This is a genomic window from Micromonospora sp. BS32 (assembly GCF_059089345.1).
The window spans coordinates 364,891-378,685 of the sequence record NZ_JBSSHR010000004.1 but is presented as its reverse complement, the minus strand read 5'-3'; the positions used below and the strand labels follow the sequence as shown (position 1 = coordinate 378,685).

13 protein-coding genes are annotated in these 13,795 nt (G+C 73.6%); 6 read left to right on the top strand and 7 right to left on the bottom strand.

Translation table 11 applies throughout. From position 1 onward, the window contains the following. Positions 1–22: 22 nt before the first annotated feature. Positions 23–508, bottom strand: a complete 486-nt coding sequence (locus AC5RWQ_RS09490; protein ID WP_494282345.1) for a carboxymuconolactone decarboxylase family protein — start codon at positions 506–508, stop codon at positions 23–25. Positions 509–675: 167 nt separating this feature from the next. Between AC5RWQ_RS09490 and AC5RWQ_RS09485 the strand changes: the two genes are divergently transcribed. After that, positions 676–1,590, top strand: coding sequence for an RNA polymerase sigma-70 factor (locus tag AC5RWQ_RS09485; RefSeq protein ID WP_494282344.1), 915 nt, complete (start codon positions 676–678; stop codon positions 1,588–1,590). Between the two features lie 233 nt (positions 1,591–1,823). On the opposite strand, the gene AC5RWQ_RS09480 is transcribed toward AC5RWQ_RS09485, so the two are convergent. Both AC5RWQ_RS09480 and AC5RWQ_RS09475 read right to left on the bottom strand, forming a co-directional pair. Continuing rightward, on the bottom strand, positions 1,824–2,318 hold the full coding sequence (locus AC5RWQ_RS09480; RefSeq protein WP_494282343.1) for a hypothetical protein: 495 nt from the start codon (positions 2,316–2,318) through the stop codon (positions 1,824–1,826). A gap of 218 nt (positions 2,319–2,536) precedes the next feature. Further along, positions 2,537–4,216: a DNA repair helicase XPB gene (locus AC5RWQ_RS09475; protein WP_494282342.1), complete on the bottom strand. Its 1,680-nt coding sequence runs from the start codon at positions 4,214–4,216 to the stop codon at positions 2,537–2,539. Between the two features lie 172 nt (positions 4,217–4,388). Here AC5RWQ_RS09475 and AC5RWQ_RS09470 point away from each other — a divergent pair, with 172 nt between their 5' ends. Together AC5RWQ_RS09470 and AC5RWQ_RS09465 are read left to right on the top strand one after the other, a co-directional pair. Then, on the top strand, positions 4,389–5,306 hold the full coding sequence (locus tag AC5RWQ_RS09470) for a L,D-transpeptidase family protein (protein ID WP_494282341.1): 918 nt from the start codon (positions 4,389–4,391) through the stop codon (positions 5,304–5,306). Positions 5,307–5,395: 89 nt separating this feature from the next. Then, entirely contained in the window at positions 5,396–5,647 is a 252-nt protein-coding gene (locus AC5RWQ_RS09465; protein ID WP_334489524.1) for a hypothetical protein, read from the top strand. Between the two features lie 4 nt (positions 5,648–5,651). Here AC5RWQ_RS09465 and AC5RWQ_RS09460 read toward each other — a convergent pair whose 3' ends face one another. Next, positions 5,652–8,120, bottom strand: coding sequence for a helicase-associated domain-containing protein (locus tag AC5RWQ_RS09460; RefSeq protein WP_494282340.1), 2,469 nt, complete (start codon positions 8,118–8,120; stop codon positions 5,652–5,654). Positions 8,121–8,204: 84 nt separating this feature from the next. On the opposite strand from AC5RWQ_RS09460, the gene AC5RWQ_RS09455 reads away from it, so the two are divergent. Both AC5RWQ_RS09455 and AC5RWQ_RS09450 read left to right on the top strand, forming a co-directional pair. Beyond that, entirely contained in the window at positions 8,205–8,828 is a 624-nt protein-coding gene (locus AC5RWQ_RS09455; protein ID WP_494282339.1) for an HAD family hydrolase, read from the top strand. 29 nt (positions 8,829–8,857) lie between these two features. Next, entirely contained in the window at positions 8,858–9,244 is a 387-nt protein-coding gene (locus AC5RWQ_RS09450) for a cold-shock protein (protein WP_494282338.1), read from the top strand. On the opposite strand, the gene AC5RWQ_RS09445 is transcribed toward AC5RWQ_RS09450, so the two are convergent. Beyond that, the gene (locus tag AC5RWQ_RS09445) at positions 9,205–10,059 is read right to left on the bottom strand and encodes a 1,4-dihydroxy-6-naphtoate synthase (RefSeq protein WP_494282337.1); all 855 of its coding nucleotides are present in this window, start codon (positions 10,057–10,059) and stop codon (positions 9,205–9,207) included. The two genes, AC5RWQ_RS09450 and AC5RWQ_RS09445, sit on opposite strands and share 40 nt — an antisense overlap. Before the next feature lie 646 nt (positions 10,060–10,705). Between AC5RWQ_RS09445 and AC5RWQ_RS09440 the strand changes: the two genes are divergently transcribed. Next, the gene (locus AC5RWQ_RS09440; protein ID WP_494282336.1) at positions 10,706–11,554 is read left to right on the top strand and encodes a GNAT family N-acetyltransferase; all 849 of its coding nucleotides are present in this window, start codon (positions 10,706–10,708) and stop codon (positions 11,552–11,554) included. Here the strand turns inward: AC5RWQ_RS09440 and AC5RWQ_RS09435 are convergent. Both AC5RWQ_RS09435 and AC5RWQ_RS09430 read right to left on the bottom strand, forming a co-directional pair. After that, positions 11,517–12,167, bottom strand: a complete 651-nt coding sequence (locus tag AC5RWQ_RS09435; protein ID WP_494282335.1) for a futalosine hydrolase — start codon at positions 12,165–12,167, stop codon at positions 11,517–11,519. The two genes, AC5RWQ_RS09440 and AC5RWQ_RS09435, sit on opposite strands and share 38 nt — an antisense overlap. Next, a complete protein-coding gene (locus AC5RWQ_RS09430) occupies positions 12,164–13,777 on the bottom strand; it encodes an MFS transporter (protein ID WP_494282334.1) in 1,614 nt (537 codons plus the stop codon). Before AC5RWQ_RS09430 ends, AC5RWQ_RS09435 begins: the two co-directional genes overlap by 4 nt. Between the last annotated feature and the right edge of the window lie 18 nt (positions 13,778–13,795).

Sequence of the window (13,795 nt, the reverse complement as noted above, 5' to 3'; positions counted from 1 at the left end):
CCGGGCCGGATTCGTCTGCGCGTCAGTCGAACGCGGCGGCGAACATGCCGGGCTGGTAGGAGCCGCCCCGCTGGTGCACGATCACCGCGAGCCGGTTGGCGGCGTTGATCAGGGCGACCAGGGAGATCAGCGCGGCGATCTGGTCGTCGTCGTAGTGCTTGCGGACCTGGGCCCAGGTCTCGTCGGACACGCCCTGGTGGGCGTCGGCAAGCCGGGTGCCCTCTTCGGCGAGCGCCAGCGCGGCCTGCTCGGCCTCGGTGAAGACGGTGGACTCGCGCCAGGCGGCGACGAGATGCAGCCGAGCCGGGGTTTCGCCGGAGGCCTCAGCCTCCTTGGTGTGCATGTCGATGCACCAACCGCAGCCGTTGATCTGGCTGGCCCGCAGCGACACCAGCTCCTGCGTGGCCTTCGGCAGCGGCGACTGCTGGATCACCATGCCGGCGTTGGCGAACCGCTTGAAGAACTTCATGGCGATCTCGTTGTCGAACATGTTGAATCGGGCGTCCATGGTTCCGTCCTTCACTCGTGGTGTTCGGTGGACGAACACGAGATGCCGGCGAGCAGAGCCCTGTGACGGCGCGGCCGGGTGACGACTACCACTCTCCGGAGGTGTCACAGAACGGCCGGGTCCGGCATCTGGTGGGTGACGCAGTCGAGAGCGAACAGGAGTCACCGATGGTGGGCACGCCGCAGACCGCACCGGACAACCGCCCGGATCCCGCCACCGAGACGTTCCTCGCCCATCGCAACCTGCTCTTCACCGTCGCGTACGAGATGCTCGGCTCGGCCGTCGACGCGGAGGACGTCCTGCAGGAGACCTGGTTGCGGTGGGCGGGCGTCGACCTCGGCACGGTGCGGGATCAGCGCGCCTACCTGGTCCGGATCACCACCCGCCAGGCGCTCACCCGGCTGCGTACGCTCGGCCGCCGCAAGGAGTCCTACGTCGGCTCCTGGCTGCCCGAGCCGCTGCTCACCGCGCCCGACGTGGCCGAGGACGTCGCGTTGGCCGACAGCGTCTCGATGGCGATGCTGCTGGTGCTGGAGACGCTCACGCCGACCGAACGCGCGGTGTTCGTGCTGCGCGAGGTGTTCGACATCGGGTACGACGAGATCGCCGAAGCCGTCGACAAGAGCCCGGCCGCGGTCCGTCAGATCGCCCACCGGGCCCGGGCGCACGTCGCGGCGCGCCGGCCACGCCAGGTCGTCTCAGCGACCGAAACCCGGTACGCGCTCGACGCGTTCCAACGGGCGGTCGAAACCGGCGACCTGCAGAGCCTGCTCGACATCCTCGCGCCGGAGGTCGTCCTTCTCGGCGACGGTGGCGGAGTCAAGCAGGCCGTCCCGCGGCCCATCGTGGGATCCGACAAGGTCGCCCGCCTGCTGGCCGGCGGCTGGGGCAAGATCGCGGACAGCACGTCGTGGCGGGCGGCGCAGGTCAACGGCTACCCGGCGTTGATCGTCCGACTCGACGGCGAGCTCGACACCGTCCTGGCCGTGCGCATCGACGACGGCCTCATCACCGGCCTCTACGCCGTGCGCAATCCCGAGAAGCTGTCGCACATGGAGCGGGAGACCATCCTGAGCCGCTGAGCGGGGACGAGTGGCCGGCTGATTCGTTGACGACATCAAGTTGGTAGCGAGCGAAACAGACCTCCGCTCCCCGCGACATCGCACCGGAGCCCGACCGACCGCCTTGGCCGCGCGGCCCGCCCGCGCCGGGCCGCACGTCAGTCGACCGTCGGCAGCTTCGGCGCCGGGGCCTGTGTCGAAGCTGGCGACGGTCTACGCCCGGTACATCCCGCCGTCGCATCCTGGTGCTCAGGTCACTGGTTGGATCCTGGGGAAGTGCGGGCAGCGGGACGCTCGCTGTAGACCAGTGCGGCCGCAATAAGTGCGGGCACGAAGGATGCCGCCAGCCCGATCCCGCCCAGTTCGGTCCATGCTGGATGTATTCGACCGAATGCTAACGGCAGTTCCTCGTCAAGCGCTGTTGGCTCGTCGGCCAGCCATAGCCACCATCCAGCGCCACAGCAGCAAAGCACGCTGAGCAGGGTCGTGGCGACGGTGACCATTCGCGAGCTCTTTTGACCAGTCCGAACCCAGAAAGCGACGGCGAGCAGTGCGGGCGCGAAGAGAAGCGCGTACCACAGGGTGAGCCGCACCTCGAAATGGAAGTAGGACGCCTTGAGTGCGACCGACCCGCTGTCGGTCGGAACGCTGGAGCGACCCGCTGCATCGGTCACGGCCGCGTCGATGCCTTTTCGGGCATATGCGGCGGAGATCGCCGCAAATATCAGCAACGACGCCTGAAGGATCAAGAACGCACTTGCGATCCTGACTACCAGCGAAGCACGTTGAGGCGGCAGCCCACCGGACGAGTTCGTGCTAGCTGGCACCACGAGGTGATGCTAAGCGGTGATCAAAGGCGGTGGGGGCGGGGCGGGCCGGCTGATTCGTTGGCGTCATCAAGTTCGTAGCGTGCGAAACAGACGCCCGCTCCTCGCGACACCGCCCGCAGCCCGGTGGGGCCGCGCGCTCAGTCGACCGTCGGCAGCTTCGGCCCGAGCACGTCGTCGGCATCGATGATGGTGTACGCGTACCCCTGCTCCGCGAGGAACCGCTGCCGGTGCGCCGCGTACTCGGTGTCGATCGTGTCCCGGGACACCACCGTGTAGAAGTGCGCCTGCCGCTTGTCGGCCTTCGGCCGTAGCACCCGGCCCAGCCGCTGCGCCTCCTCCTGCCGCGACCCGAAGGTGCCCGACACCTGGATCGCCACCGCCGCCTCGGGCAGGTCGATGGAGAAGTTGCCGACCTTGGAGAGGACCAGGGTGCGCAGCTCGCCCGAGCGGAACGCGTCGAAGAGCCGCTCCCGCTCCTTGTTGGTGGTCGAGCCCTGCACGATCGGCGCGTCGAGGTACTCGCCGAGCTGGTGCAGTTGGTCGATGTAGGCCCCGATCACCAGCACCTGGTCGTCCGGGTGCCGGTCGACCAGCGCCTTGATCACCGGCAGCTTCGTCCGGGCGGTCGCCGCCATCCGGTAGCGCTCCTCGGCCTCCGCCGTCGCGTAGGACATCCGCTCGGCGTCGGTCAGCGTCACCCGTACCTCGGTGCACTCGGCCGGGGCGATCCAGCCCTGCGACTCGATGTCCTTCCACGGCGCGTCGTACCGCTTGGGGCCGATCAGGCTGAACACGTCGCCCTCCCGACCGTCCTCCCGTACCAATGTCGCCGTCAGCCCCAGCCGGCGGCGGGCCTGGAGGTCCGCGGTGAACCGGAAGATCGGCGCGGGCAGCAGGTGCACCTCGTCGTAGACGACCAGGCCCCAGTCGCGGGCGCCGAACAGGTCCAGGTGGGTGAACGCGCCGCCGCGCCGCGAGGTGAGCACCTGGTACGTGGCGATGGTGACCGGGCGGATCTCCTTGCGCTCGCCCGAGTACTCGCCGATCTCCTCCTCGGTCAGCGAGGTGCGGGCGATCAGCTCCCGCTTCCACTGCCGGCCGGCGACCGTGTTGGTGACCAGGATCAGCGTGGTCGCCTTCGCCTCGGCCATCGCCGCCGCGCCGACCAGCGTCTTGCCGGCGCCGCAGGGGAGCACCACCACGCCCGACCCGCCGGCCCAGAACGCCTCCACGGCCTCCCGCTGGTACGACCGCAGCGTCCACGGCTTGCGGCCGTCCTTGCCCGCCTCGGCCAGCTCGATGTGGTGCGCCTCGCCGTCGACGTACCCGGCCAGGTCCTCGGCCGGCCAGCCGAGCTTGAGCAGCGCCTGCTTGAGCCGGCCCCGCTCGGAGGGGTGCACCTGGATGGTGTCGTCGTCGATCTTGTTGCCGAGCATGCCGGCGAGCTTCTTGCTCTTGGCGACCTCGATCAGGACCAGCCGGTCCAGCGCCCGCAGCACCAGGCCGTGCACCGGGTCGTTGGCGAGCTGAAGCCGGCCGTACCGGTCCATCGTCTCGGCCACGTCGACCAGCAGCGCGTGCGGGACGGGGTAGCGGGAGTACTTGAGCAGGGCGTCCACCACGGCCTCGGCGTCGTGGCCGGCGGCTCGGGCGTTCCACAGCCCCAGCGGGGTGAGCCGGTAGGTGTGCACGTGCTCCGGGGAGCGTTCCAGCTCGGCGAAGGGGGCGATGGCCATCCGGCAGGCCTGCGCGTCGGGGTGGTCGATCTCCAGCAGCAGGGTCTTGTCGGACTGCACGATCAGTGGTCCACCACTCACGCCAGCGTCCTCTCCCGAAGGTCGGATCGTCGGCCACCTCGTGCGACACCCGCCGCAGGCCGACCATCCAGTGTTGCACGCGCCCGGGTGACGGCAAGAAAACTGCTCATCCGACGCAACCGCCCCGGTACCGGAAACGTCTATCAATAGGACGGACGACCCGGGAGGCCCCATGCGCACCATCAGTTTCGCCACCCGGATCGCCGCCCTGGCTGTGGTCACGCTGGTCGGCGCCGTTGGGTGCGCGTTCGATCCGCAGGCCGACCCGGGTGGCACTGGAGGAGGGCTCGCCCCGGTCGGCAGTGCGGGAAAGGTAACGGGGGCGAGCGGTACCCCCCGGCCCGACCAGCGGGCCCTGTCCAGTCCCACCCCGGCGGCCCGGCCCACGACCAGGGCACCGAAGCCGCAGGTGACGGCCACGCCGACGAGATCGGCGACCGCCTCCCCCTCCGCGACCGCGACGCACCGGCCCACGCCGTCGCCGTCCGCGTCGCGCACGACCTGCCCGCAGGGCGAGCGCCAGCGCGACGTCGAGGCGTACCTCGCCGAGCTGGGCGGCTTCGGCAAGGTCACCGTCGACGGCAGGCAGTCGGACGCCGACTGCGCCGCGATCAAGAAGTTCCAGCAGCGGTACGACATCCGCCCCGCCGCCGGCCGCGCCGGCCCGCTCACCTACGAGGTGGCGAAGCGGCTGGCCACCACGGACGTGCAGCGCTGCCACGCCGGCTCGGGCACCACCTTCTGCGTCGACCTGACCCGGCAGACGACCTGGGTGATGCGCAACGGCAAGCTCGTCGCCGGCCCGACCGTCACCCGCACCGGGATGGCGGGCTACGCCACCCCCGCCGGCAGCTACACGATCTTCAACCGGGACCTGAAGGAGTGGTCCGACCCGTACGACGTCTGGCTGCCGTACTGGCAGCAGTTCAACGGCGGGATGGGCTTCCACGAGACCACCACGTACCTGCACAACTCCGCGATCGGGTCGCACGGCTGCGTCAACCTGCTGCCCACCGACGCGGTGCGCTGGTGGGAGCTGGGCCGGGTGGGCGCCACCGTCACGCTCGTCGGGCGCCGCCCCGGCACCTGAGTCGCCGGGGATCAGGGTTTTCGCCCCTGTCCGGGCCGGCCGCCGGGTGCCACTCTGGAGGCAGAGCCGGACGGGGCGGGAGGGCTGGCATGACCGTCGACCGCGAAGTGATCGCCGACGACGCGCTACCCCGGGGGCGGGTGACCCCGCCCGACGAGGTCTCCACGGCCACGGTGGTCGGCTACTCCGTCGCCGGAGCCGCCGTCGTCGGCTGGTTCCTCTTCGGCTGGCTGGTGCAGAAACAGGGCTTCGTCGCCTCGGTCGGTGAGGCCGCCGGTGCCGGCTCCGCGCTCCTGCTGAGCGTGGCGGTGGTCGGCACCGTACGCCGCAGCCGCCGCTGACTCCTCATTCCTCCCGCACCGCCGCGGTGATCCGGTGCAGGGCGAAGGTGTGCAGCATCTCCGTCCGGTCGTCCTCGGCGCGCAGGTAGCCCGCGCCGATCGAGACCGGCCGGACCAGCCTCGACATCGTCGCCCCGTGCGCGTCGACGTAGCCCACCCAGACCAGCGCCTTGTCCCTGACGGCCTGCTGGAGCACGGCGAGGGCCTCCCCGTGGCCGTGCGCCGGCACCGGACCCGCCCCGGCCCGGGCCGCGCCACCGCGGACCACCGCGGGGGCCCGCCGAGCGGCCCGCGCCGCCGCCTCGCCCCGCCGGATCTGCTCCACCACACCGAGCAGCCGCGGCATCGGCAGCTTCGGCGTGGCCAGCGGGTCGACCGCGCGGGTGGTCACCGGCACCCGGGCGGGGGCCCGCCGGGTCTTCGGCCGGGCCAGCACCGCCGCGCCGCTGGCGTCCTCCGGCACCGGGGCGTACCCGGCGTCGCGGAGCGCCAGCAGCATCCGCTGCACCTGGTACGGGGTGGAGAGCACCGTCGGGGCCAGCCGGCGGAACGCCAGCGGCTCCAGCCGCCGGTCCGCTAGCACCTCGGCGAGCAGCGCCTCGTCGTCGCTGCGCACGTACCCGCCGGCGGAGCCGACGCGCAGCCCGCCGTGCTTGCGCGCCACGTCGTCCACCAGATAGGTCAGCCCCTGCGGCACCGGGGTCCGGGACCGACGGCGGAAGAGCTCGTGCAGGTCGTCGGCGGTGTACCCGGCGTCCAGGGCGCGCCGCACGCTGCCCGTGCTGACCCGGTGCACGCTGGCGCCGCCGGCCGACTCGTGCTCGGCCACCACGTCCAGTTCGGCGGCGAGCGTCGGGTCGGGCGGGCCGGGCACCACCACGCTCAGGTCGGCCTGCACCAGGAAGTGGTCCACCGGGGCGGGGAGCAGCGAGTCCAGCGCCCGCATCGCGCTGGACGGGTCGCCGCTCTCGGTGTCCGCGCGCAGCCCCAGCGGGTCGTCCGCGCCCCGCTCGTCGGCGTCGGTGACGTCGGCCAGCAGCAGCCGCCCGTACGAGGTGAGCGCCCCCAGCCCGGTCACGCCGAGCTGGGCCGCCTCGGTCAGCACCTCCCGGTGCGCGGTCTCCCGCCCCCGGCTGCGCCGCGGCGCCCGCCAGTCGAGCAGCTCCAGCACCTCCTCCGGGGTCGGCGCGGTGGCCGGTTCCAGGTCGGCCAGCACCCCGAGCACCGCCCGGCGGGCGGCCGGCGCGCCGGCCCGTTCCGCCTCGGCGGAGAGCACGCTGATCGGCCGGTCCCGGTCGTCACGCTGGCCGACCAGGCCCACCTGCCGGCTCATGGTCAGCCAGGCCCGGGCGAGCTGCTCCCAGCGGTGGGCCAGCGACATCGCCCGCCACACCTCGTACCCGCCGGTGGGGAGCACCTGCTGGTCGGCGCCGTACCGGGCGGTGGTGGCCCCGGGCAGGTCCAGCTCGCCGACCAGCCCCGCCGCGTACGCCACCTCGAAGATCAGCGCGGTGGTCGACTCGTCCAGCCCGAGCGTGCGGGCCAGCCGGCGCAGGTCGCGTACCCCGACGCCGCCCGAGCGCAGCACCGGCGCCGGCTCGGCGGCCAGGCTCTCCAGCAGCGCCTCGGTGTGCCGTACCAGCTCCATGGTCTGCCCGGCCCCGGCGGAGTCGACGGCCTTCGGCTCGCGCGGCGCGGCGGCCACCGACGGTGGGCTGGTGCGCAGCGGGCCGAGCGGGCCGGTGTCCCGACGCAGCAGCAGCCCGACCTCGCGGGGCAGCTCCACCGTGCTGGCGGAGACCGGCACCAGCAGCCGCGCCTCGACCAGCCAGCGCACCGGCGAACCGGTCGGCGCGCCACCGTTGGTGGCGTCCGGGGGGAGGTCGTCCTCCGCGCCGGTCGCGGGGGCCCGCAGCGCGCCCGGGGGGATGCTGCCGACCGGCGGGCCGGCCGCGAGCCGGTCCAGGATCGCCCGGGCCGAGGGGGGAGCGGCGAGCAGCGCCCGGCGCAGCTTCGCCGGGTCCGCGCAGACCGCGGCCGTCCGCGGGTCCAGGTCGGCCGCGGGCCGGCCCAGCCCCGCCGGGTACGGGGCGAGCTCGTCCACGCTGCCCACGACGCGCAGGGCGTGCTCCGGGCCGTACAGCAGGAAGAGCGCGCGCAGCTTGTCGACCGCGGCCTGGATGGTGGTCGGGGCGGGCGGGTGCGGCCCGGCGGTGGCCGTGGCGAGCACCGCGTCGGTGGAGGTGGTGCCCTCCTCGGGGTGCCGGGTGAGCCGGGCGGCGTCGAGGATCTGGAGGGTGAACTGGTCCAGCCCGTCCAGCGCGCGGGCCACCGACACCCGCGACTCGGCCCGGAGGGCGAGCGCGGACACGTCGGCGGGCACCGGCACGACGAGGTCGGGCCGCAGTTGCAGCAGGGCGGCGAGCGACTCGTCGGGCAGGGCGCGCAGGTGGTCGGCGAGTGAGGTGGTCATCGTCGTTCCACGCTAGCCCGGTCCGGGGCGTTCCCGCCCCTCGGACGTCCGGCTCGGCCGGGGTTGGCCGGGTACGTTCTCAGGATGCCCGCGCTGATGGTCGGATTCGACCTCGATATGACCCTGGTCGACTCGCGTCCCGGTATCGCCGCCTGCTACCGGGCGTTGACCGCCCTGACCGGCGTGCCGGTGGACGCCGACCTGGTGGTCTCCCGGTTGGGGCCGCCGCTGCGCACCGAGATCGCGCACTGGTTCCCGCCGGAGCGGGTCGAGGAGACGGTGACGATCTTCCGGGAGCTCTACCCGGCGTACGCGATCACCCCGACGGTGCCGCTACCCGGCGCGCGCGAGGCGGTCGACGCGGTGCACGCCCTGGGCGGCCGGGTGATGGTGGTGACCTCGAAGCTCGGCCGGCTGGCCCGGCTGCACCTGGACCATCTCGGGCTGGCCGTCGACGAGCTGGTCGGCGACCTGTTCGCCGAGGAGAAGGCGACCGCACTGCGCGAGCACGGCGCGGGCCTGTACGTCGGCGACCACGTGGCGGACATGGTGGCGGCGCAGGCGGCCGGGATCCCGGGCCTCGGGGTGGCCACCGGGCCGTGCACGACCGACGAGCTGCGGGCAGCCGGGGCGGAGCTGGTGCTCGGCGACCTCACCGGATTCTCGGCGGCGCTGGACCGGATCACCGGGCTAGCCTTGGAGCAGTAGACGTCTCAAGTGAAGCAGGGGTTCCAAAGGTGCCGACGGGTCGAGTGAAGTGGTATGACGCGGCCAAGGGATACGGCTTTGTCACCAGCGACGAGGGTGGCGACGTGTTTCTGCCCAAGGGCGCGCTGCCGACGGGTGTCACCGACCTCAAGGGTGGTCAGCGGGTCGACTTCAGCGTGGTGGACAGCCGCCGCGGCGCCCAGGCGATGGGGGTCAAGGTGCTGGACGCCCCGCCGTCGATGGCGGAGCTGCGCCGGCGGCCGGCCGAGGAGCTGCACGGCCTGGTCGAGGACATGATCAAGGTGCTGGAGGCGAAGGTCCAGCCCGACCTGCGCCGGGGCCGCTTCCCGGATCGGAAGACCGCGCAGAAGATCGCTCAGCTGGTCCACGCGGTGGCGCGCGAGCTGGAGGTCTGAGGGCTGGAGACCCGAGGTACGAGCCCGGCGTCGGCGGCCCGGCCGAGCAGCGCGTCCACCGCGGCGAAGCCCGCGTCCCCGAGGTCGGCGGTGAAGTCGTTGACGTAGAGGGCGATGTGCCGGTCCACCACGTCGGGCTCCATCTCCTGGGCGTGCGCGAGCACGTAGTCGCGGCTCGCCGCCGGGTCCGCCCACGCCTGCCGGACGGACTCGCGGATCCAGCCGGCGGCCTGGACCGGGTCGACGGCGCCCTTGCGGGCCAGGATCGCGCCGAGCGGGATCGGGAGACCGGTGGCGGCCTCCCACCACTCGCCGAGGTCGACCAGCGCGGTCAGCCCGTGCCGGGGGTAGGTGAACCGGGCCTCGTGGATGACCAGCCCGGCGTCGTACGTCCCGGCGGCGACGGCGGGCATGATCTCGTGGAACGGCACCACCTCGATCCGGGCCGGCGGCCGCTCGGCCGACCAGAGCCGGAAGAGCAGGTACGCGGTGGTCCGGTCGCCGGGCACCGCGACGGTGGCGCCGGTCAGGTCGGTCAGGTCGGTCCGGTCGCCGCGGGTGAGCACCAGCGGGCCGCAGCCGCGGCCGAGCGCCCCGCCGCAGGGCAGCAGGTGGTAGTCGTCGAGCAGCCAGGGCAGCGCCGCGTAGCTCACCTTGACCAGGTCGAACGCGCCCCGCTCGGCGGCGGTGTTGGTGACGTCGACGTCCGCGTAGGTCACCTCGACCGGCGGCGCGCCGGGCACCCGGCCGTGCACCAGGGCGTCGAAGACGAACGTGTCGTTGGGGCAGGGCGAGATCGCCAGAGTGAGCGCCACGCTCCCACGGTAGCCCCGCCCCGGTGGCCCGACGCACCCCCGCCCACCCGGCTGTGACGCCGCCCGCCGGCCCTCCGACTTGGTGCTGCCCGCCGCCGGCCCTCCGGCGGTGATGCCGTCCGCCCCGGGCCCTCCGGCGGTGATGCCGCCCGCCGCCGGCCCTACCGTCCACCGGTGCCAGCGGTGACGCTGCGTGCGGAGGAGCGGCCGAGCAACCTCCTCCCGGCTCGCTACGAACTTGATGACGTCAACGAATCACCTCCCGGCCCGCCGCGGTTCGCGGTGCCCGGGGTGTGTCGCGTGCCGGGGGTTCGCGGTGCTCGGGGTGCGCCGCCTGCCGGGGTTTGCGGTGCCTAGGGTGCGCGCGGCTGCCGGCGTTTCGGGGTCATCCGGGCGTGTGCGCCCGCCGGGGATTGACCTCGTCCGGGCTGCGCCCGGCCGCAGCGCTCAGCGGCATCCGTGGTCTGCGTGCCCGCCGGGGACTCGCTCGACCGGGGTTCCGCCCACCGCCGATTCGTTGCCGTCATCAAGTTTGTAGCGTCCCGTCGACTACCTTCATCCCCAGCTCCGGCCGTTTTCCACAGAGTTATCCACAGGGCGGCCGAGGGTGTTGAGGACGGCTGCGGCGCCGGCCAGCATGGTCTGGATGAGCGAGACGACGCCTCAGGTCGATCTCGGCGCCGCCCTTCGGGCCCTGCGTCGGGGGGCGGACCTGAGCCAGCGTGAACTGGCCGAGCGGGCCGGAGTGCCGCAGGCGACCATCGCCCGGATCGAGTCCGGCGCGGTGACCGACCCCAGGTTCCGGACCGTGGAGCGTCTGGTGCGGGCGGCCTCGGGGCGGATCACCCTTGGCGAGCCGGGCGCTTCGCCCCCGCCGATCCCGCACGAGGAGCTTCGCGACGCGGCCGGGCGGCACTGCCCAGCGCACCTCGATGCCCGGGAGGTGCGGGAACCACGGGACTGGCCGGGAGCCTGGTGGGCGCACTGGTACGACCTTCCGCCCGAGCGGTGGAACGTGACGTTGCCGGCGACGACCTACGTCCTGGACCGGGCGGCCCGGGACCGGCGACGATGGGGCGAACAGATCCGGCGTGACGTGCGGGTACGCCGCTGCGTCGATGACCTCCCAGCTACGTCCTGGCGGTTCGTCGCCGAACTGCCCGACGGTGCACTGGTCGGCGAGCTGCGGGCGCACGAGCGCAGCGTCGAATTCTTCCGCCGGTACCCCCTGGATGATCGGCGGGAACTCGTGCTCGACGGCGTCCTCGTCTCCGCCGAGCATCGGGGGCTGGGGATCGGGCGCCGCCTGCTCGACGCGCTCGCCACCGAGATGGATCGTGCCGGCATCGGCGCCGTGCAGGCGGTCGCCGAGTTCGGTGGCATCGGCTTCCTGCTGGCCTGCGGCTACCGGCTGGAGGCCAGCCGACCGGCCGCGCTCCGGCTCGACCGGCCGGCCGTCAGCGCAGGAAGCGGGCGGCGGCGGTCAGGGCGGTGAGCGCCTCCCGCATCCGCCACGCGTCGCGGTCCCGGGGACCGATCGGGTTGGAGACGGTCCGCAGCTCGGCGAAGGGCAGGCCGGCCTGGGCGGCGGCGACCGCCACTCCGTACCCCTCCATGGCCTCGGCCACGGCGTCCGGGTGCCGGTCGGCGAGCGCGGCGGTGCTCTCCGTCGTACCGGTAACCGTGCTCACGGTGAGCACCGCGCCGACCACCGCCTCGGGCAGGGCCTCCCGCAGGGCGGCCAACAGCTCCGGGTCGGCGTCGACGATCGGGCCGCCGCCCAGCAGCTCGGGCGGCATGCCCAGCTCGTCGATCGGCAGGAAGCCCGCCGGCGACTCGGCGCCGAGGTCGGCCGCGACGCTGCGGGTGCCCAGCACCGTGCCGCCGACCGTCACCCGGCCGGCGAAGCCGCCGGCGACGCCCGCGCTGAGCACCGCACGGTACGGGCGGCCGGCCGCCTCGGCCAGCGTGAGCAGGCGTGCCGTGGCGGCGCCCGCGACGGCCGGGCCCACCCCCACCGGGCGGACGGTCACCGTCGGGTCGGTCAGGCCCGCCCGGACCGCCTCCGCCTCGGCGGGCACCGCGGTCAGCACCAGCAGGCCGGTCACGACACCGGCCCCTGCGACTCGCGTCGCTGCTCGCCGTCCGCGTTCGACCCGCCGACCGCCGACGACGGCCGGTAGATGTGGTAGCCGGGCGGTGCCAGACCGGCGTCCGCGGCGCCGGGGGAGTCGTGCCCGGTCGGCGCGGCGGAGGTCGGCGCGGGGGAGGTCGGCGCCACCTGGGCGGCGGCCGCGGTGGTCGCGTTGTCGCGGGTGGCCAGTTCGTCGTCGTGCAGCGGCCGGCCCATCAGCCGCTCCGCCCGCAGCCGACCGGCGACCACCGCGCCCCGGATCGCGGCAAGGGTGCCCACCCCGGCGGCGACCGCGATGCCGACCCGTCCGTCGAACGGCACCAGGCCGAGGCCGCCACCGGCCACGAAGGCGAGCATCAGCGCCGTCTCCGAATGCGCGAAGGAACTCGCCCGCAGCCGCTCCGGGATCCGCTCCTGGATCGAGGCGTCCACCGCCAGCTTGGCGATCCCGCTGCTCAGGGCCGCGACCAGGCAGAGCGCCGCGACCATCGGCAGGGAGAACTTCAGCGTCGCCAGGATCGCCACCCCGGCCACGATGACGATGCTGCTGGACTGGATCGCCGTCGGGCGGTGGATGCGCAGTCGGGTGCCCACCGCGGTGGCCAGGAAGCCGCCCACCGCCAGCGCCCCGCCGATCAGGCCCAGCGCCGCCTGATCGTTGAGCTGCCGACCGAAGAAGTCGGTGGTGAGATCACCCTTCTTCAGCGCGAACGCCAGGAACAGCAGGAGGAAGCCGTAGAGCGCGCGGAGCGTCGCCGCGCCGATCAACGTGGCGATCACCACCCGGCCGGCGGGGCGTCCCCGGCCCAGCGGCCGGTCGCCGTCGCGGCGCAACGCCCGCAGCGGGCGAGGCACCCGCTCCGGCGGCTCCGAATCCGCCTTCGGCGGCAGGCGCAACGCGATCACCATGCCGACCAGGAAGATCACCGAGGCCACCCGCAACGGCCACTGCGGACCCAACCAGAACGCGGCGAGCCCGATCGGCGCCACCAGGGCACCGGCGACGGTGCCGTAGACGCTGGCCCGGGCGCCGACCTGGGAGAGGCCCAGGCCCTCCGGCAGCAACCGGGGTACGGCCGCCGAGCGGGCCACCCCGTACGCCCGGGAGAGCGCCAGCACCCCGAACGCCGCCGGGTACAACCCCAGGCCGCCCAGGTAGTCGGAGATCAGCCAGGCGAGGAAGGCCCGGCCGAGCATGGTGGTGGCCAGGGCGTACCGGCGGCCGTGCCGGAAGTGGTCGAGCAGCGGGCCGACCACCGGCGCGAGCATGGCGAACGGCACCATCGTGACCAGCAGATAGAGCGCGACCTTGCTGCGTGCCTCGCCGAGTGGCACGTCGAAGAAGATCGTCCCGGCCAGGCCGATGGCGATCAGGGTGTCCCCGGCGCAGGAGATCGCGTGCAGGTCGAAGAGGCGGACCATGCCGATCTCGCCGCCGGCCCCCCGCGCCCTGGCCGACCCGGCCCGCCGGGTCACCCAGCGGCCGCCGCTGACCGAGCCGCGGAGCAGCAGGCGGCCGGCACGGAAGCCCGTGCCCACGGTCCGGCCCAGTACGGACCGCCCGGAGCGGGAGAACAGCGGCATGTGCACCATCCTCGCCCA